Consider the following 14,745-nt stretch of genomic DNA (forward strand, 5'->3'; position numbering starts at 1 on the left):
TGCAAACATGATTACACTGGATACCTTCCAGCAACGTCGTCAGGCGCTGATTGCCCGTATGGCACCTGGCAGCGCCGCTTTGATTTTCGCTGCACCTGAAGTGACCCGCAGCAACGACACGGAATACAACTTCCGCCAAAACAGCGATTTCTGGTATTTCACCGGGTTCAATGAGCCGCAGGCGCTGTTGGTGCTGATCAAAAGTGATGACAAGCATAACCACAGCGTGCTGTTTAATCGTGTTCGTGACCTCACCGCCGAGATCTGGTTTGGCCGTCGCCTCGGACAAGATGCCGCACCCGCGAAGCTCGGCGTTGACCGCGCTTTGCCGTGGGATGACATCGGTGACCAGTTGCATCAACTGCTCAACGGGCTTGATGTGGTTTATCACGCTCAGGGTGAGTACGCGGAAGCTGACCAACTGGTGTTCAGCGCCTTAGAGAAGCTGCGTCGTGGCTTCCGTCAGAATCTCAGCGCGCCTGCTACCGTCACTGACTGGCGTCCGTGGGTGCACGATATGCGCCTGTTCAAAAGCGAAGCCGAGATTGAGATTCTGCGCCGGGCGGGAAAAATCAGTGCGCTGGCACATACTCGCGCGATGCAAACCTGCCGTCCAGGCATGTTTGAGTATCAACTCGAAGGCGAAATTCATCATGAATTCAATCGCCACGGTGCACGTTTTCCCTCGTACAACACCATTGTTGGTTCGGGCGAAAACGGCTGCATCCTGCATTACACCGAAAACGAAAGTGAGATGCGCGATGGCGATTTAGTGCTGATTGATGCGGGCTGTGAGTTCCACGGTTATGCCGGTGATATCACCCGTACCTTCCCGGTAAATGGCAAATTCACGCAACCCCAGCGTGAGATTTACGACATCGTGCTGGCCTCGCTGTACAAGGCGCTGTCGATGTTCCGTCCAGGCATCAGCATCCATGACGTTAATGACGAAGTGGTGCACATCATGATCACCGGTCTGGTCGATCTCGGTATTCTGGAAGGCAATATCGATACGCTGTTCGAAGAGCAAGCGCATCGTCCGTTCTTTATGCACGGCTTAAGCCATTGGCTGGGTCTGGATGTGCATGACGTTGGCCATTACGGCACACCAAGCCGTGACCGCACTCTCGAGCCTGGCATGGTGCTGACGATTGAACCGGGCCTGTACATTGCGCCGGATGCCAAAGTCCCACCGCAGTATCGCGGCATTGGTATCCGTATCGAAGATGACATCGTGATCACCGCTGACGGCAACGAAAACCTGACCGACAGCGTAGTGAAAGATGCTGATGCGATTGAAGCCTTGATGGCAGCGGCACGCCACGCATGAGCATTTTGATTGCAGGCGGAGGCATGACGGGGGCAACCCTGGCGCTGGCGATTTCGCACCTGACGCAAGGCCAATTGCCCGTTACGCTGATCGAACGCAGCCTGCCGGATAGCCGCAAACATCCAGGCTTTGATGGCCGTGCGATTGCGTTAGCGGCGGGCACCTGTCAGCAGCTGGCGGATATCGATGTGTGGCGCTCGCTCGCAGATTGCGGCACGCCGATCACGGATATTCACGTCTCCGATCGTGGTCACACCGGCTTTGTGCAGCTTAAAGCGGATGATTATCAGGTTCCGGCGCTGGGCCAGGTGGTTGAGCTGTTTGATGTGGGGCAGCGCCTGTTCCAGCGTCTGAAAAGTGCGCCAGGTGTGACGCTGCGCTGTCCGGATTACGTCACGGCGGTGGAGCGCACAGCAGAGTCTGTTACCGTAACCCTCAACAGCGGTGAGGCATTACAGGGGGCATTGCTGGTGGCTGCCGATGGCTCTCGTTCGCCACTCGCCGCATCCTGTGGCATCAACTGGCAGCGGGACGATTATCAGCAGCTCGCCGTCATTGCCAACGTCACCACGCAGCAGCCGCATCAGGGCCGTGCATTTGAACGTTTTACCGAGCACGGTCCGCTGGCGCTGTTACCGATGTCTGGTAATCGCATGTCGCTGGTGTGGTGTCATCCTGTTGAGGCAGAAGCGACGGTCAAACAGTGGGATGATGCAACTTTCCTGCGCGAACTTCAGCAGGCGTTTGGCTGGCGCTTAGGGCGATTCACCCATGCCGGCCAGCGCGAAGTCTATCCGCTGGCGCTGCAAACCGCCGAACGCCAGGTGGCGCATCGTCTGGCGCTGGTGGGCAATGCGGCGCAAACCCTGCATCCGATTGCCGGACAGGGCTTTAATCTGGGATTGCGCGATGTGATGTCGCTGGCGGAAACGCTGGCAGGCGCGCATCGTCAACAGCAGGATACAGGCAGCTATGGCGTGTTGCAGCACTTCGCTGCACGGCGTCAACCCGATCGCGCCGCGACAATTGGCGTGACCGATGGATTGGTGCGGCTGTTTGCCAACCGTTATACGCCCTTAGTGGCGGGAAGAAATCTTGGGCTGGTGGCAATGGACCATCTGCCATGGCTGCGAAACCCACTTGCCGCGCGTACGCTCGGCTGGGTAAAGCGTTAAGCATGAATTAAGGGGCAGCAATGCAAACATTTGATGTGGCCATCGCCGGTGGCGGCATGGTAGGTCTGGCCGTCGCCTGCGGATTGCAGGGCAGCGGCCTGCGCGTTGCCGTGCTGGAAAAAGCACCTGAGCCACAATTTGATCCGGCGAGCGCCGCGTCAATTCGCGTCTCGGCGATCAACGCTGCCAGCGAACGCCTGCTGCAAAAACTGGACGTCTGGTCCAGCATCCTGGCGTTGCGTGCCAGCGCCTATCACGGCATGGAAGTGTGGGATCAGGACAGCTTTGGTTCCATCAGCTTTGATGATGAGCAGCAAGGCTTATCCCATCTCGGCCATATTATTGAAAATGAGGTGATTCACAGCGCACTATGGCAGCGCGCCAGCCAGTGCAGCGACATCACCTTATTCGCGCCTGCGCAGTTACAGCAGGTGGCCTTTGGCGACAATGAAGCATTCGTCACGTTACAGGACGGCAGCATGATGAGTGCGCGCCTGCTGATTGCCGCTGATGGCGCAAACTCGTGGCTGCGCGACAAAGCCGATATCCCGATTACCTTCTGGGATTACGATCATCACGCGCTGGTCGCGAATATTCGCACCGATATGCCGCACGATGCGATTGCGCGTCAGGTGTTCCATGGCGACGGTATCCTGGCGTTCCTGCCGATGCAGGACCCGCACCTTTGCTCTATCGTCTGGTCACTGTCACCACAGGAAGCGGCGCGCGTGCAGTCAATGCCAGAAGCGCTGTTCAACCAGCATCTGTCGGTTGCCTTCGATATGCGCCTTGGCTTGTGCCATGTGGAAAGCGAACGCAAAACCTTTCCGCTGATGGCGCGCTATGCCCGCAACTTTGCCGCGCACCGCCTGGCACTAGTGGGCGACGCCGCGCACACCATTCACCCGCTGGCCGGGCAGGGCGTAAACCTTGGCTTTATGGATGCCGCTGAACTGATCGGTGAGATCCGCCGTCTGCATCAGGAAGGCAAAGATATCGGGCAGCACCTGTATCTGCGCCGTTATGAGCGCAGCCGCAAACACAGCGCAGCGATGATGCTGGCGGGGATGCAGGGATTTCGCGAGTTATTCGCCGGTACTCACCCAGCGAAAAAGCTGCTGCGCGATGTGGGATTGAAGCTGGCCGACACATTGCCGGGTGTAAAACCGATGATGCTGAAGCAGGCCATGGGGCTCAATGATATGCCCAGCTGGATTCGTTAAACCCCGCTCATAAGGCGCCGATTCAGGCGCCGTTTTTTTTTGCTTGATTCAATGCCCCGTCATACCTGAAATCCATCCTGGTATTGCTCATGTCGTGATTGCTGGGACACAGCGGGTCAGTTAAAAAAACCGTACTTAAACTGCTTTTAACCCCTATGCACTGCTCTGGTGCGCCTCTGCACCCAAATTGCGCCTCGTTTGATTTATTCTAATTTTACCCATTGATTCGCATTACTTTAACTAATGATGATATTGACGGCTCGCCGAACCATTTATTCGTACTGAGGTGCGCATTCCATTATCTGGCTGTGTTTATGGTTCTTAATTGTATTTTATGCGTGTTTAATCACAAAAATGCAGTGATTTGTGCTGGCGTGGGTTTGAGGTGTGCTAGGGGGATGGTACTGTTTCGCCCTCGTTTTCCTTATGGTTAATCGCCGCATTCGGTGGTAACTTCAGAACAAAGAGAACGTTTGCGTCAGCCTGCACAGGCGACGCAGGCGCGTCACACTCACTTGTTTTCACAGGATGGTTATGACTCAGCAAACGCCTCTATTCGAACAGCATCAGGCATGCGGTGCGCGCATGGTGGACTTCCATGGCTGGATGATGCCCCTGCATTACGGCTCGCAAATGGATGAGCACCACGTGGTGCGTAACGATGCCGGTATGTTTGATGTTTCCCACATGACCATCGTCGATCTGCGCGGTGCCCGCACCCGTGAATTCCTGCGTTATCTGCTTGCCAACGATGTCGCCAAACTGACGCAGCCCGGTAAAGCCCTCTACACCGGCATGCTGAATGCTTCGGCTGGCGTCATTGATGATTTGATTGTTTACTTTATGACCGAAGACTTTTTCCGCTTAGTGGTGAACTCCGCAACGCGTGAAAAGGATTTGGCGTGGATCAAACAGCACGCACAGCCGTTTGGCGTTGAAATTACGGAACGCGACGATCTGGCATTGATTGCGGTACAAGGCCCGAAAGCGCAGCAAAAAGCGCAGACGCTGTTCACTGCTGCACAACGTGAAGCCGTTGCGGGCATGAAACCGTTTTTTGGTGTGCAAAGCGAAAACCTGTTTATCGCCACCACCGGCTACACCGGTGAAGCCGGCTACGAAATTGCGATGCCGAACAGTGAAGCGGCCGATTTCTGGCAGAAATTGTTAGCGGCAGGCGTCAAACCTGCTGGCCTCGGCGCACGTGACACGTTGCGTCTGGAAGCAGGGATGAATCTGTACGGTCAGGAAATGGATGAAGGCGTTTCACCGCTGGCGGCCAACATGGGTTGGACTGTGAGTTGGGAACCTGCCGATCGCGATTTCATCGGCCGCGAGGCGTTAGAAGCGCAACGTGAAAAAGGCACCGAGAAGCTGGTGGGTTTGATCATGACCGAAAAAGGGGTGTTACGTAACGGGTTATCGGTACGTTTCACCGATGAACAAGGTCAGCCACAGCAGGGTATTATTACCAGTGGTTCTTTCTCCCCGACGCTGGGTTACAGCATCGCGCTGGCACGTGTGCCAGCGGGCATTGGTGAGCAAGCGATTGTAGAGATCCGCAATCGTGAAATGCCGGTGAAAGTCACTAAACCGATTTTTGTTCGCGCCGGCAAGCCGGTCGCTCAGTAATTTTTCAGGAGAAATGGCGATGAGCAATGTGCCTAATGAATTGAAATACCGCGATAGTCACGAGTGGGTGCGTAAAGAAGCCGATGGCACCTTCACCGTGGGAATCACCGAACACGCGCAGGAACTGCTGGGCGATATGGTGTTTGTGGATCTGCCTGATGTGGGCGCCACTTTTGCTGCCGGTGATGACTGTGCCGTCGCGGAGTCCGTGAAAGCCGCCTCAGATATCTATGCGCCGCTGAGCGGTGAAATCGTTGCCGTGAACGAAGAGCTGGCCGACGCACCGGAGCTGGTCAACAGCGAACCGTACGCGGCAGGCTGGTTGTTCCGTATCAAAGCCAGCGACGTTTCAGAACTTGATTCGATGCTCGACGCCGATGCCTATAAAGGCGCTATCGACGAGTAACCGGTAGTCATCGAAGGTGCTGCACTGCAGCGCCTTCTTTTTTATCTGCCTGATTTAATGCCATTTTTGTAACCCAGCCCGATTCAGGATTTACTGCAAATGACCCAGACTCTCAGCCAGCTTGAACATAACGGTGCTTTCATTGAGCGCCATATCGGTCCTACACCCGCGCAGCAGGCCACCATGCTGGAAGCGATTGGTGCCAGCTCTCTGGAATCACTGATCAGCGCCATCGTGCCTGCTGACATCCAATTGCCAGGCCCGCCTGCGGTCGGTGATGCCGCGACCGAACAGCAAGCGCTGGCAGAGCTGAAAGCCATTGCCAGTCAGAACCATATCTACAAATCCTGGATCGGCATGGGCTACAGTGCCGTGATCACCCCACCGGTTATCCTGCGTAACATGCTGGAAAACCCCGGCTGGTACACGGCGTACACCCCGTATCAGCCAGAAGTGTCACAGGGCCGCCTTGAAGCGCTGTTGAACTTCCAGACCCTGACGCTGGACTTAACCGGTCTGGATATCGCCTCCGCTTCACTGCTCGATGAAGCCACCGCAGCAGCCGAAGCCATGGCGATGGCGAAGCGCGTCAGCAAACTGAAAACTGCCGGTAAATTCTTTATCGCCGATGATATCCATCCGCAAACGCTGGATGTGGTGCGCACCCGTGCTGAAACCTTTGGTTTTGAGCTGATCATCGACAGCGCCAGCAAAGCGCTGGATCACGACGATCTGTTTGGCGTGCTGCTCCAGCAAGTGGGTACCAGCGGTGAAGTGCACGATTACCGTTCACTGATTGCCGAGCTGAAAAGCCGCAAAGTGGTGGTGAGCGTGGCCGCTGATTTCATGGCGCTGGTGCAGTTAGAAGCACCAGGCAAGCAGGGCGCAGACATTGTCTTCGGTTCTGCACAGCGCTTCGGTGTGCCAATGGGTTACGGTGGTCCACACGCTGCGTTCTTCGCCAGCCGTGATGAGCACAAACGTTCAATGCCGGGCCGTATCATTGGCGTTTCGCGCGATGCTGCAGGCAACACTGCACTGCGTATGGCGATGCAGACCCGTGAGCAGCACATCCGTCGTGAGAAGGCCAACTCCAACATCTGTACGTCACAGGTGCTGCTGGCGAACATCGCCGGTCTGTATGCGGTTTATCATGGTCCTGTGGGCCTGAAGCGTATTGCCTCACGCATTCATCGTCTGACCAGCATTCTGGCTGCTGGCCTGAAAAACGGTGGACTGAAGCTGCGCCACAACAGCTGGTTCGATACCTTAACGGTTGAAGTCGCTGATAAAGCCGAAGTGCTGAATCGCGCGCTGAGCTTTGGCGTTAACCTGCGCAGTGACGTGCTTAACGGCGTGGGTATCACGCTGGATGAAACCACTTCACGCGAAGATGTGCAGACGCTGTTTGCCATTCTGCTGGGTGATGCGCACGGTCAGGAGATTGATGCCCTTGATGCCAGCGTCTCTGCAGAAAACAGCGCTATTCCGGCAGGCATGTCGCGTGAAAGCGAATTCCTGACCCATCCGGTGTTTAACCGCCATCACAGCGAAACTGAGATGATGCGTTACATGCACAGCCTGGAGAAAAAGGATCTGGCGCTAAACCAGGCGATGATCCCACTCGGTTCGTGCACCATGAAACTCAACGCCGCAGCCGAAATGATTCCGATCACCTGGCCAGAGTTTGCGGAACTGCATCCATTCTGCCCGGCAGAACAGGCTTCAGGTTATCTGCAGATGATTGGCCAGCTGTCACAGTGGCTGGTACAGCTCACCGGTTATGATGCGCTCTGCATGCAGCCAAACTCTGGCGCACAGGGTGAATATGCTGGCCTGCTGGCGATTCGTCGTTATCACGAGAGCCGCAACGAAGGTGGACGTAATGTCTGCCTGATCCCAAGCTCTGCACACGGTACCAACCCGGCTTCCGCACAGATGGCGGGCATGGCAGTGGTGGTGGTGGCCTGTGATAAACAAGGCAACATCGACCTCGGCGATCTGCGTGAGAAAGCCGCTCAGGTTGGCGATGAGCTGTCTTGCATCATGGTGACCTATCCTTCAACCCACGGCGTGTACGAAGAAACCATCCGTGAAGTGTGCCAGATCGTCCATCAGTACGGCGGCCAGGTTTATCTGGACGGTGCCAACATGAACGCCCAGGTGGGGATCACCACGCCTGGTTACATCGGCGCAGATGTCTCGCACCTTAACCTGCATAAAACCTTCTGCATTCCACACGGCGGTGGCGGTCCAGGCATGGGCCCAATCGGTGTGAAAGCGCATCTGGCTCCGTTTGTACCGGGTCACAGCGTGGTGCAAATCGATGGTGTGCTGACGCAGCAAGGCGCGGTATCCGCCGCACCATTCGGTAGTGCCTCGATTCTGCCCATCAGCTGGATGTACATCCGCATGATGGGCGCGGAAGGTCTGAAACAAGCGAGTTCGGTCGCGATTCTGAATGCCAACTACATTGCCAGCCGTCTGCAATCCGCTTATCCAATCCTGTATGCCGGTCGTGATGGCCGCGTGGCGCACGAATGCATTCTGGATATCCGTCCGCTGAAAGAGCAGACCGGCATCAGCGAGCTGGATATTGCCAAGCGTCTGATCGATTACGGATTCCATGCGCCGACCATGTCGTTCCCGGTGGCCGGAACGCTGATGGTTGAACCCACCGAATCAGAAAGCAAAATCGAGCTGGATCGCTTTATCGATGCGATGTTGTCTATCCGCATGGAGATCGACCGCGTGGCCGACGGCGAATGGCCAGCCGACGATAACCCGCTGGTGAATTCACCTCATACCCAGATGGAGATCGTTGGCGAGTGGGCGCATCCGTACACCCGCGAACTGGCGGTGTTCCCGGCAGGCAGCGCCAACAAATACTGGCCAACGGTGAAACGTCTGGATGATGTGTTTGGTGACCGCAACGTGTTCTGCTCCTGTGTTCCAATGAGCGAATACCAATAATTGAGCCGCTATGCTCAGGGCCGCCGCTGTATTGGCGGCACTCATTCACCCCGGGCACGGACTTCTGTGAGCTTGCGGTAAGGGTGGGGGCCAGCTGCCTTGTGCGACTCAAATTATTTTGGCTAAACACTTTTTGAGCACCTATGCTGAGGGCCGAGAAATCGGCCCTTTTTCTATTTTGGAGGCAACATGGATCTGGCATTAATCACCGGCGCCAGCCGTGGCATTGGACGCGCAACAGCCTTGATGCTGGCGCAGGCGGGTTATTGTGTTGCGGTTAACTATCGTAAGCGCGCCACTGAAGCTCAGCAGGTTGTGACCGAGATCGAAGCGCTGGGCGGCAGCGCCTTGGCCGTGCAGGCGGATATCGCCGATGAAGCTCAGGTCGTGCGCATGTTCCAACAGCTTGATCAGCATGCAGGCAGCCTGCGTGTACTGGTCAATAATGCTGGGATTTTGTTCACGCAGTGCCGGGTGGAAGATCTCAATGCGGAACGTATTCAGCGGGTGTTCGCCACCAATGTTACCGGTACGTTTATCTGCTGTCGTGAAGCGGTGAAGCGCATGAGCACCGATCACGGCGGGCAGGGCGGTTCGATTATCAATGTTTCTTCAGCGGCTGCACGTCTCGGTGCGCCGGGCGAGTATGTCGATTACGCGGCGTCAAAAGGGGCGATGGATACGTTAACCAAAGGCTTATCATTGGAAGTGGCGGCGCAAGGCATTCGCGTCAATAGCGTGCGGCCGGGCTTAATCTATACCGAAATGCACGCCGATGGCGGTGAACCAGGCAGAGTCGATCGCGTGGCCAGCTCACTGCCGATGCAGCGCGGCGGCCAGGCTGAAGAGATCGCCGCCGCGATTATCTGGCTGGCAAGCGATGCCGCTTCTTACGTCACCGGCACCTTTATCGATGCCGCAGGTGGCCGCTAATCCTCTGATTTAATCATCGAAACTGAGGCAGCGTGACCCAGAGCGCTGCTATCAGCCATTGGTCACACTCCTGTCACAATATTATTTTAGCGTACATGTGTACTCTGAAATTTTTCCCGGTTACTCTGATGTTCATAAAAAACACAGTTCTTACACCGTTATCCAGGAATGAAGCGCATGGCAAAGAATCGAATTATCGCTCAGGGCTACTCGCTAGCCGAAGAGATCGCCAACAGCATTAGCCATGGAATCGGCTGCATTTTTGGCATTGTTGGTTTGGTGTTGCTATTAACACAAGCGGTTGAAATGCGTGCCGATGTCACCGCAATCACCAGCTACAGCCTGTATGGCGGCAGTATGATACTGCTGTTCCTCGCTTCAACGCTGTATCACGCCATTCCGCATCAGAAGGCCAAGCCCTGGCTAAAGAAATTTGACCACTGCGCTATCTATCTTTTGATAGCGGGCACCTACACGCCGTTCCTCATGGTTGGCTTGAAATCGCCGCTGGCACAAGGGTTGATGGTGGTGATCTGGAGTCTGGCACTGCTTGGGATCATTTTTAAACTAACCATTGCCCACCGCTTTAAAGTGCTGTCATTAGTGACCTATCTCAGTATGGGCTGGCTATCGCTGGTGGTGATTTATCAGTTGGCGACCAGGCTTTCTGCGGGCGGCGTCTGGCTGTTAGCTGCCGGTGGGATTGTCTACTCGCTGGGTGTGATTTTCTATGTCTCACGCCGAATCCCTTATAACCACGCTATCTGGCATGGCTTTGTGCTGGGCGGCAGCGTTTTACACTTCTGTGCGATCTACTTTTATGTTGCCTAAGCTTGCTGCGAAGTCGCCATAAGTGATGTCATCAACCGGGTGAGATATTCGGCCAGGTCGCCATGAATGGCGACCCTACGGGGATGGGGTTTTGTAGGGTGCGCATTTATGCGCACCTGGAATGCAAATCAATCGACCAGTGAATACGGCAGTGGCTGAATCGTCAGCTTCCCACCTTCATCGCCTTCTACGCGCAGCACGCTGTCCGGCTCCAGATCGTTATTCATCACCACCTGCACCCACACGCTGCCGTCATCCAGCTGCACGCCGCTCAATACGGTGCCGGTACGACGCCACTTATCACCCATCTGCAGCTCCATCGAGCCGCCCGCTTCCGGGACTTTGCTGGCGTTGCCCGCTAGCCAGTAAAGCGCACGCTTGTTGGCACCACGGAATTTGGCACGCGCCACCATCTCCTGACCGGTATAACAGCCTTTCTTGAAGCTGATGGCGTCAAGCGCCTGTAAGTTGGTTGCCTGCGGAATCAACTGCGCGCTGGTGGTCGTTTCAATAACAGGAATGCCAGCTTCAATATCCAATGCCAGCCATTGGATGCTGTCATTGAGCTGCGCTGCACCGGCTAACTTCTCTTTCAAAGCTTCAGCCTGCGCCAGCGTGGTGACCAGCAGGAAGCGTTCGGCAGGATGTTCAAACCACAACAACGTGCTTTCATCTTGCTGAACCACCGGCGTTTCTGCATCCGGCAAGGTGGCAAACACATCGGCCAGTGCCGCGCGCGCCTGGAAACCGGCCACGCCAAGCAGCACTGCATCATCATCGGGTGCGATGGTGACTTTAGCGAACACCGCGTATTTCTTCAGTTCGTTAAGCTGCTGTTCACGCAGGTTGCGGCGCACAATATAGGCGTAACCTTCGCCGCGGTGGAACAGACGCAGGTTGCTCCACATCTTACCTTTGGCGTCGCAATGGGCGGCCGGACGATGTTGGGTCTCACCCATCGCCGCAACATCCAAAGTGACCTGACCCTGCAAATATGACGTGCTGTCTTTGCCCTGCACAGACACCAGCGCCCACTCGTCGAGAGAGACCAGGGTTAATGGCAGGCGTGACGATGCGGCAGGCTGGCGTGGCGGAAGGGTGAAAATCGGCATGTGTGCATCCTGATTAATTTTAATATTGCTTCCAATGTTAAAAGAGCAGTGCCGCATTGCAACCTCTTTACCGATTCTGGCGCACAAATCGCGTGATAACCCTGTAATAGGTAGCGCTGCTGTACGTCATATCACTCAGCATTTAGCGCTGCGCCTGCAGGCAGTGAAAAAAGCAGGTACACTGAGCGCCACTGTTTTCAGCCATGGAAAAAAGACACATGGAAATTCATGATAAAGCTCGCGTTCAGTGGGCGTGCCGTCGCGGCATGCTGGAGCTGGATGTCTCCATCATGCCGTTCTTCAAATACGAATATGACTCGCTCACTGACACCGATAAGCAGGTGTTTATTGCTCTGCTCAAGAGTGACGATCCTGACCTGTTCAACTGGTTGATGAACCACGGTGAACCCGCCGATCCAGAGTTCAAACGCATGGTGCAACTGATTCAGCAGCGCAACCGTGAACGCGGTCCGGTTCCAATGTGATGTGCAGCCGTCACGCAGCGCCCGGGCGCTCAATGTGACGCTGTTTTTGCTGGTTTCGGTTTGGCTGCTGAGCCTTGAGTGGCCCGATGGCTGGACGTGGGGCAAAATCCCACTGTTGGTTCTGATGCTGCTGGAGTGCGGGCGCAATGAGCGTCTTCTCAGGCAGCGCACAGGCCGCTTAATGCTGGATGAACAGGGTGACTGGCACTGGGGTGGAACGCGCTGGAAATTGGCGCGGCAGGCAGACTGGTTGCCCTTCGGCGTACTGTTGACGTTGCAAAACCAGCAGGGCAAGCGCTGGCGGCTGTGGTTGATGATGGATAACCTGCCGCCCTATGCGTGGCGTACGTTACGCGCCTGCTGTTTTCTGCGTGATGGGGATGTGCCGCGCTAGAGCAGTGCAGCCGTTTCCGTCAAAATCTGTTCGCACCACTGTTCGACACGATCTTCACTCAGTTCAAACTGATTCACATCATCAAGAGCCAGGCCAACAAACTGGGTGCCGTCTGCAGTAAGTGGCTTTTTGCTGGCAAACTCATAGCCTTCCAGCGGCCAGTAACCGACAAACTGCACGCCCATCGGCTGCAGCAATTCATGCAGCATGCCGAGTGCATCTAAGAACCATTCTGAATATTCGGCCTGATCGCCCATGCCGTACAGCGCGACAATTTTTCCCTGCAAATTCAGCGCGGGCAGTTGCTGCCACACTGCTTCCCAGTCTTCCTGCAACTCACCGAAATCCCAGGTGGGAATGCCGAGGATCAGCAAATCGTACTGCTCCATCAGCGAGGGATCCTCATCTTTGAGGTTGTGCAGCGTGACTAATTCTTCACCGATAAAATCGCGAATCTTCTCCGCCGTCATCTCGGTGTAACAGGTACTTGAACCGTAAAACAGACCGATATTCATGCAATTAATGCTCTGACTGAAACTCACTTTGGCGCAATTGTACCAGAAGCAGGTGACTTTCAGGCATAATGAGCACGATTTCACACGTGTTTGGGGGGAACCGTGCAGGATAGCGATCTGATTGAACAATTTCTGGATGCGCTCTGGATTGAGCGTAACCTGGCGCAAAATACCCTTGCGTCCTACCGCCAGGATTTGCAAACGCTCACCGGCTGGTTACACCACCACGAACGCACGCTGCTGACGCTGGAAGCACTCGATCTTCAGCAATTTCTCGCCGAACGCGTCGAAGGCGGCTACAAGGCCACCAGTTCTGCGCGCACGCTCAGCGCGATGCGCCGCCTGTTTCAATATCTCTATCGCGAAAAGCTGCGCAGTGACGACCCCAGCGCACTGCTCTCCGCACCTAAACTGCCGCAGCGATTGCCAAAAGACCTCAGTGAAAACCAGGTAGAGCGTCTGCTGCAGGCACCGAGTATTGATGTGCCGCTTGAGCTACGTGACAAGGCGATGCTGGAACTGCTGTATGCCACCGGTTTACGTGTTTCGGAGCTGGTAGGCTTAACCCTTAGCGACATCAGTTTGCGCCAGGGCGTGGTGCGCGTGATTGGTAAAGGTAACAAAGAGCGACTTGTGCCATTAGGTGAAGAAGCGATTTACTGGCTGGAGCACTATATGGCGCACGGTCGGCCGTGGTTGTTGAATGGGCAAACGCTGGATGTGATGTTCCCCAGTAACCGCGCGCAACAAATGACGCGTCAGACTTTCTGGCATCGCATCAAACACTATGCCACCCTTGCCGGTATCGACAGCGAAAAGCTATCACCACACGTGCTTCGTCACGCATTTGCCACACATTTACTGAACCACGGTGCGGATTTGCGCGTCGTACAGATGTTGCTGGGACACAGCGATCTCTCCACCACCCAAATTTATACGCACGTGGCCACTGAGCGCCTGCGTCAGTTACATCAACAGCATCATCCGCGTGCGTGAACCGCGGCAACAAGGAATTGAGATGAAAAAACAGTTAACGATGCTGGCATTACTGGTCAGCGCCTTTGCCGGTCTGGCTCACGCCGATGACAGCGACATTCAGCAAGCACTGAAAAAACTCGGTTTGCAGCAGACAGAGATTCAGCCTTCACCGCTGCCGGGCATGAAAACCGTGTTGACCGAAAGCGGCGTGCTGTACGTCTCTGAAGATGGCAAACACATGATTCAGGGCCCGTTGTACGATGTCAGCGGGGCACAACCGGTGAACGTCACCAATCAGCTGCTGGACAAAAAAATCACTGCGCTGGCGCCGGAAATGATCGTCTATAAAGCGCCGAAAGAGCAGCACGTGATTACCGTGTTTACCGACATCACCTGTGGCTACTGCCGTAAACTGCATGAGCAGATGGCCGACTACAACGCGCTGGGCATCACCGTGCGTTACCTCGCTTTCCCGCGTGAAGGTCTGCACGGCCAGGTGGAAAAAGCCATGCGCGCCATCTGGTGTAGCGCCGATCGCAACAAAGCCTTTGATGCGGCGATGAAAGGCGATGCGCCGCAGATGGATGCACCTGAAACCTGCAAAATCAATCTGGATAAGCACTATCAGCTGGGCATCCTGTACGGCATTCAGGGCACGCCAGCCATTCTTACCGATACTGGCGCCATGATCCCTGGCTATCAGGGGCCGCAGGAGCTGAAACAGGTTCTTGATGGCCAGAAGCGGGGCGGTTAATCCA

14 protein-coding genes are annotated in these 14,745 nt (G+C 55.5%); 12 read left to right on the forward strand and 2 right to left on the reverse strand.

Annotated features, from left to right (window positions below; all coding sequences use genetic code 11):
• The first annotated feature begins 7 nt into the window (after window positions 1-7).
• The 8 genes from pepP to trhA all read left to right on the forward strand — a co-directional run bounded on the left by pepP (window position 8) and on the right by trhA (window position 10,503).
• Entirely contained in the window at window positions 8-1,330 is a 1,323-nt protein-coding gene (gene pepP / locus LBW88_RS17355) for a Xaa-Pro aminopeptidase (protein WP_224933473.1), read from the forward strand.
• Window positions 1,327-2,505, forward strand: a complete 1,179-nt coding sequence (gene ubiH, locus LBW88_RS17360; RefSeq protein ID WP_224933472.1) for a 2-octaprenyl-6-methoxyphenyl hydroxylase — start codon at window positions 1,327-1,329, stop codon at window positions 2,503-2,505. The genes pepP and ubiH overlap by 4 nt, the downstream gene beginning before the upstream one ends.
• A 20-nt stretch (window positions 2,506-2,525) precedes the next feature.
• Window positions 2,526-3,728 (forward strand): FAD-dependent 2-octaprenylphenol hydroxylase, encoded by a 1,203-nt coding sequence (gene ubiI / locus LBW88_RS17365; RefSeq protein ID WP_160833073.1) that lies wholly within the window; start codon window positions 2,526-2,528, stop codon window positions 3,726-3,728.
• Between the two features lie 534 nt (window positions 3,729-4,262).
• On the forward strand, window positions 4,263-5,360 hold the full coding sequence (gene gcvT / locus LBW88_RS17370) for a glycine cleavage system aminomethyltransferase GcvT (RefSeq protein ID WP_224933471.1): 1,098 nt from the start codon (window positions 4,263-4,265) through the stop codon (window positions 5,358-5,360).
• A gap of 19 nt (window positions 5,361-5,379) precedes the next feature.
• A complete protein-coding gene (gene gcvH, locus LBW88_RS17375) occupies window positions 5,380-5,766 on the forward strand; it encodes a glycine cleavage system protein GcvH (RefSeq protein ID WP_034823193.1) in 387 nt (128 codons plus the stop codon).
• Between the two features lie 99 nt (window positions 5,767-5,865).
• Complete coding sequence (gene gcvP, locus LBW88_RS17380; RefSeq protein WP_224933470.1) at window positions 5,866-8,739, forward strand: aminomethyl-transferring glycine dehydrogenase; 2,874 nt, start codon at window positions 5,866-5,868, stop codon at window positions 8,737-8,739.
• A 189-nt stretch (window positions 8,740-8,928) separates the two neighbouring features.
• Window positions 8,929-9,672: an SDR family oxidoreductase gene (locus LBW88_RS17385; protein WP_224933469.1), complete on the forward strand. Its 744-nt coding sequence runs from the start codon at window positions 8,929-8,931 to the stop codon at window positions 9,670-9,672.
• Window positions 9,673-9,849: 177 nt separating this feature from the next.
• Window positions 9,850-10,503, forward strand: coding sequence for a PAQR family membrane homeostasis protein TrhA (trhA, locus tag LBW88_RS17390; protein ID WP_224933468.1), 654 nt, complete (start codon window positions 9,850-9,852; stop codon window positions 10,501-10,503).
• 128 nt (window positions 10,504-10,631) lie between these two features.
• Here trhA and ygfZ read toward each other — a convergent pair whose 3' ends face one another.
• Window positions 10,632-11,615: a tRNA-modifying protein YgfZ gene (ygfZ, locus tag LBW88_RS17395; protein WP_224933467.1), complete on the reverse strand. Its 984-nt coding sequence runs from the start codon at window positions 11,613-11,615 to the stop codon at window positions 10,632-10,634.
• Window positions 11,616-11,833: 218 nt separating this feature from the next.
• Between ygfZ and sdhE the strand changes: the two genes are divergently transcribed.
• Complete coding sequence (gene sdhE, locus LBW88_RS17400; RefSeq protein ID WP_038645011.1) at window positions 11,834-12,100, forward strand: FAD assembly factor SdhE; 267 nt, start codon at window positions 11,834-11,836, stop codon at window positions 12,098-12,100.
• 34 nt (window positions 12,101-12,134) lie between these two features.
• On the forward strand, window positions 12,135-12,494 hold the full coding sequence (locus LBW88_RS17405; RefSeq protein WP_320442539.1) for a protein YgfX: 360 nt from the start codon (window positions 12,135-12,137) through the stop codon (window positions 12,492-12,494).
• Here LBW88_RS17405 and fldB read toward each other — a convergent pair.
• Entirely contained in the window at window positions 12,491-13,009 is a 519-nt protein-coding gene (fldB, locus tag LBW88_RS17410) for a flavodoxin FldB (RefSeq protein ID WP_058961908.1), read from the reverse strand. The two genes, LBW88_RS17405 and fldB, sit on opposite strands and share 4 nt — an antisense overlap.
• 102 nt (window positions 13,010-13,111) lie before the next feature.
• Between fldB and xerD the strand changes: the two genes are divergently transcribed.
• Both xerD and dsbC read left to right on the forward strand, forming a co-directional pair.
• The gene (gene xerD, locus LBW88_RS17415; protein WP_034823182.1) at window positions 13,112-14,005 is read left to right on the forward strand and encodes a site-specific tyrosine recombinase XerD; all 894 of its coding nucleotides are present in this window, start codon (window positions 13,112-13,114) and stop codon (window positions 14,003-14,005) included.
• Between the two features lie 22 nt (window positions 14,006-14,027).
• Window positions 14,028-14,741, forward strand: a complete 714-nt coding sequence (dsbC, locus tag LBW88_RS17420) for a bifunctional protein-disulfide isomerase/oxidoreductase DsbC (RefSeq protein WP_224933465.1) — start codon at window positions 14,028-14,030, stop codon at window positions 14,739-14,741.
• Window positions 14,742-14,745 lie beyond the last annotated feature (4 nt).

The sequence above is a fragment of the Pantoea sp. alder81 genome, from assembly GCF_020179835.1.
Taxonomy (GTDB): Bacteria; Pseudomonadota; Gammaproteobacteria; order Enterobacterales; family Enterobacteriaceae; genus Pantoea.

Bases quoted from the DNA above. Each gene is read 5' to 3' on its own strand.
- ygfZ (WP_224933467.1), bottom strand. From the start codon at position 11,615: ATGCCGATTTTCACCCTTCCGCCACGCCAGCCTGCCGCATCGTCACGC.
- gcvT (WP_224933471.1), top strand. From the start codon at position 4,263: ATGACTCAGCAAACGCCTCTATTCGAACAGCATCAGGCATGCGGTGCG.
- fldB (WP_058961908.1), bottom strand. From the start codon at position 13,009: ATGAATATCGGTCTGTTTTACGGTTCAAGTACCTGTTACACCGAGATG.
- ubiH (WP_224933472.1), top strand. From the start codon at position 1,327: ATGAGCATTTTGATTGCAGGCGGAGGCATGACGGGGGCAACCCTGGCG.
- sdhE (WP_038645011.1), top strand. From the start codon at position 11,834: ATGGAAATTCATGATAAAGCTCGCGTTCAGTGGGCGTGCCGTCGCGGC.
- gcvH (WP_034823193.1), top strand. From the start codon at position 5,380: ATGAGCAATGTGCCTAATGAATTGAAATACCGCGATAGTCACGAGTGG.
- dsbC (WP_224933465.1), top strand. From the start codon at position 14,028: ATGAAAAAACAGTTAACGATGCTGGCATTACTGGTCAGCGCCTTTGCC.
- gcvP (WP_224933470.1), top strand. From the start codon at position 5,866: ATGACCCAGACTCTCAGCCAGCTTGAACATAACGGTGCTTTCATTGAG.
- pepP (WP_224933473.1), top strand. From the start codon at position 8: ATGATTACACTGGATACCTTCCAGCAACGTCGTCAGGCGCTGATTGCC.
- LBW88_RS17385 (WP_224933469.1), top strand. From the start codon at position 8,929: ATGGATCTGGCATTAATCACCGGCGCCAGCCGTGGCATTGGACGCGCA.
- trhA (WP_224933468.1), top strand. From the start codon at position 9,850: ATGGCAAAGAATCGAATTATCGCTCAGGGCTACTCGCTAGCCGAAGAG.
- ubiI (WP_160833073.1), top strand. From the start codon at position 2,526: ATGCAAACATTTGATGTGGCCATCGCCGGTGGCGGCATGGTAGGTCTG.